The sequence below is a fragment of the Succinivibrio sp. genome (genome assembly GCF_045124615.1).
Classification (GTDB): Bacteria; Pseudomonadota; Gammaproteobacteria; order Enterobacterales; family Succinivibrionaceae; genus Succinivibrio; species Succinivibrio faecicola.
Window position 1 is genome coordinate 1 of record NZ_JBGVMC010000107.1, and the last position, 4,043, is coordinate 4,043.

The window sequence follows — 4,043 nt, forward strand, 5'->3', positions numbered from 1 at the left end:
TTCATGTCGCCATTTAACGTTACTTTTACTTTTTCAAAACCAAGTCCTGAATAGGTAAAATATGAATCCACCTTAAGGGAGGTGTATATTGCACCTTTGACATTTAAGAAAAGATCATCTATTTCAAAACGCTCTTTTTTAGTACGCTTTTCCTTTTTCTCTTCTTTTTTACCGTCTAAACCTTTCTTCAAGTTATGCTCATCATTACTAAAAGATGCAATCAGTTTTTCTAAAGATGATGAAATATTCTCAGGCTCTGTTTTTGGTACATTATTGAAGATAGGATATGAGAACTTATCAGAGGTTACACGAAGTTCAAATGGCATTTCATCTGATAAAGTATTAATTCTTGCCTTAACAAGAAGATCCTTATCTCTATTTAATCCTGCATATAAAAACAGATTTGTAAGATCTCCTACTATTCTGGCTTTACCACTTAATCCGTTGAGAACTCCAAAATATTTCTCTTTTGTAAGATCACAATCTTTTCCGAAGCCTGATATATTAAAATCCATGTTGTAATAATCTATAAAATCCATTGTTCCCTTTACAGAAAATTCTCCTAAAGGATGCTTTATAGAAATATTACGAACATTAAGCAGGGAATGAGAGAATACAGAATTTACAGTGGCATCAAAATAACCTGTATCATATCCGTCCATATAATAGCGGGCATGATTAAGTTTGAGGTTCTTAAGCTCTGCATCTAATGGAAGATCGATATCATAAATCTTTTCGATTGCTCCGTTTCCATTATCAAATGTAAGGATCTCAGGAAGTTTCTTTTTTACGTTTTCCTTTTTATTATCTTTAGACTCATACTTTAAATGTACTGTAGGATTATTTATTTCACCTTTAGTAACAACAGCATAGTTAGATTCAGCGCCTGCTCTAAGATTAGCATCAGGAACAAGAACATCAACGACACTTGACAGATATGCAAAATCTTTTAGTTCAATTTGATTAACATGAATACTAAATGGAAAGTTTACTCGTATATTTTCTGTACTTTCTGTATCTTCTGATTCAAAATCATACAATTCAACTTCAAGCTTTAAAGCCTTTATCCTATCAACAATAAGTGCATTTCTTGAAAGAATGGTCCAGGCATCATACTGAAGATCGAGCTTATCAGCCCTTATACTTACAATATCCTTTACTAAAAACTCACAATATGAATCAGTTTTAAATCCCTTTAAAACTGATCCTGATTCAATATTTGCACTGATTTTTATTGAGTCTGAAAAAAAACTGTTCGCTTTATTGATAAGAAATTTAAGACCATCTGTAGTAGCAAAGAAATAGTAAAAGGCACTGCTAAAGCAAATGATGCCTAAAAACAAGACTAGCGAGAAGATTTTAAAAAATTTAGATACTTTTCTTTTCATGCTAGAACTCAGGACCAAATGTTAAATGCAGTTTCAGATTATTTTCTTTTCTGTGGTTATCAATGCCATATGCAACATCAACTTTGAGTACACCATATGAAGTTGTGTAGCGAAGGCCGATACCAGGACCATACAGTGGCTTAATCTCCTTATAATCATTTGTATATACGGCACTATCAAGGAATACAGCACCTAACATATTTTCAAATGGTATTGGAAAATTATACTCTACAGAGCCAGATGTGATATATCTAGAGCCAGAAAGCAGCTCTCCTTCACGATTTGACTGTGATTTATAGCTAAAACCTCTTAAACTCTGATCTCCACCTACAAAGAATCTTAAAGATGCAGGCGCTTTTATTGCATCAGAGCCAAAATTACCGCCCTGAGTAAATCTGTACAGAATTCTGTTTCTTGAATCAAATAAGGAAAAAACTCCTTTAATATTCAGCTCTGAGTGCACAAAATTATAATCTGAAATTATTTTTTGGCTGAATTTGGTATCAAGAGAAATTGAGAAACCAGCTTTAGGGACAAGACCACCAGTAGAGCTTCTTTTTGAAAGTAAAATTCCAGGCATCACACTTACAACATTATCCTTATCAATACCCTGTCTATAATCTTCATATTCTGCAGACAGATAATAATCACGTCTGATAGAGCCAGTCTTGTATGCAACATAATGAACAGATGCATGACTCAGATCTGATAGAGTATCATTATAATCCGTATGTGTCTGAGCTAGTTTTATATAGTAGTAATCAAGATTAGGATCTTTTCTTGGGATCTTATAAACAGCCTGAGCATCGATTTTTACAGCAGATGCTCTGATAAAGGAGCTAAATGAATGACCTTTTTCATTAATAAGTGGTTTATCCCATCCAAGAATACCTCTGATATTCTCATCTGTTGAAAAACCTGCACCAACTCTGAAAAGATTGTTTGGTTGTCTTTGCAAATCAACATAAAGAGGAACCTTGTTGTCGCTTTTTTTCTCTGCAAGAGCTCTGACATCAATGGACTCGTAGAAGTTTGTCTGAGACATTGATGATATATATTCATTTATAGCTCTTGATGAATAATTAGTTCCTTCATACATCTTAAAAAGAGATATAGAAGGTTTCATCAGTTCTTTTGTTTCATCATTAGCCTCAAGAGCGCCGAACATATATCGTGAGCCTGTATCGAATAGAACCTCTATGTCCGCTACATTCTGCTCTTCATAAACAATAATGCGGCTTATAGTGAATTTAGCATCAAAAAGACCTAATTCTAATGCTCTGCTTTTCAGATCCTCTTTTAATTTTTTGTATTTTCCATGGTCAAGAATTGAGTATGATCTTATTCCACTGTTTTTAATAATTTTTGAAAAAGACTGATAATCGGCTCCATCGCCGATTACAGAAATATCACAGTTTCTTACAAAAAGAGGCTTTCCAAGATCTACTTTTACCTTAACCTGTAAATCCTTTTGATCATCCTTATTAGGATATTCAAGCTCAACTTTTGTATGATAATAGCCGTATGCATGTGAAGCTTGCTGTATCTTGTCGATTATTTCTCTGCTGTAAAGCCTTGCTCTTTTCTTTGAAATTGACGGTAGGTCATTCAGATAAAGAATGATATTTGTTTTTACATCATTCCTATCGACACCTGTAAGAGAAAAAGTTACAGGATCATCAAATGATGAAATTATTTGAGGTTTGCCATCTGATGAACAGGCACAAAGAACAAAAATAGGCAGACAAAGCATGTACAGATTCTTCCTTGTACAAAGCTTTGTGAAATTTAAGATTTGTTTATACCTTATTTTTGTCATGAAAAAAAACTTTATTCGTTTTTATTATTTCTAATTATTCTTTTTTATTATACAGTATGTCTTACAAAATAAGTGTATAAATCATTGTCTTTAACAAAATTATTAGCAAATATTCTCAAAAAAAATAACCTTTTCATTCACTTTTATGTCAACGTGTCAAGTGCATTTGATCAAATTTTCTGCTTGAAAAAAAAACCTTTTAGTCTAAAATATTGCAGACTATGATTACAACTTTAAATTAATGATTTAAATGTGATCTGCGTCACTTGGTGTCTCAATAACTATTTTTGGGGGTCTTTGTGGTCGCATCCGCAATTCTTGCACTAGCCGACGGTACAGTTTTCAAAGGTAAAGCCTTTGGTGCTGAGAATACAACAACTGTTGGTGAGGTCGTATTCAACACTTCTATGACCGGTTATCAGGAAATTCTAACCGATCCTTCATACGCTGGACAAATCGTAACCTTAACTTATCCACATATTGGTAATTATGGTACAAACGATGAGGACGTAGAATCTCGTGATGTTTTTGCTATGGGTCTTATTATCAGAGACTTATCACTAGTTGCATCAAACTTCCGAAATACACGGAACCTAAGTGACTACCTATCAGAGAACAAGAAGCCAGGTATCTATGGAATTGATACCCGTATGCTTACTAGAATTCTTAGAGAAAAAGGTGCCCAGAACGGCTGTCTGTCAACCGATCCTAACATGACAGAAGAAAAAGCTTTAGAGCTGGCTCGTTCATTCCCAGGTCTAAAAGGTATGGACCTTGCAAAAGAAGTAACCACAGATAAGGTTTATGACTGGACTGAAGGTACTTGGGAATTAGGT

At 33.9% G+C, this 4,043-nt stretch carries 3 protein-coding genes; 1 reads left to right on the forward strand and 2 read right to left on the reverse strand.

What is annotated here, in order from left to right:
- On the reverse strand, positions 1–1,388 hold a 1,388-nt coding region (locus ACJML3_RS02985), incomplete at its 3' end, for a hypothetical protein (protein ID WP_406020475.1).
- Position 1,389: 1 nt separating this feature from the next.
- On the reverse strand, positions 1,390–3,141 hold the full coding sequence (locus ACJML3_RS02990; protein ID WP_406020478.1) for an autotransporter assembly complex family protein: 1,752 nt from the start codon (positions 3,139–3,141) through the stop codon (positions 1,390–1,392).
- A 365-nt stretch (positions 3,142–3,506) separates the two neighbouring features.
- On the opposite strand from ACJML3_RS02990, the gene ACJML3_RS02995 reads away from it, so the two are divergent.
- The coding region (locus ACJML3_RS02995) for a carbamoyl-phosphate synthase domain-containing protein (RefSeq protein WP_406020480.1) at positions 3,507–4,043 on the forward strand (537 nt) is incomplete at its 3' end.

Bases quoted from the DNA above. Each gene is read 5' to 3' on its own strand.
- ACJML3_RS02990 (WP_406020478.1), bottom strand. From the start codon at position 3,141: ATGCTTTGTCTGCCTATTTTTGTTCTTTGTGCCTGTTCATCAGATGGC.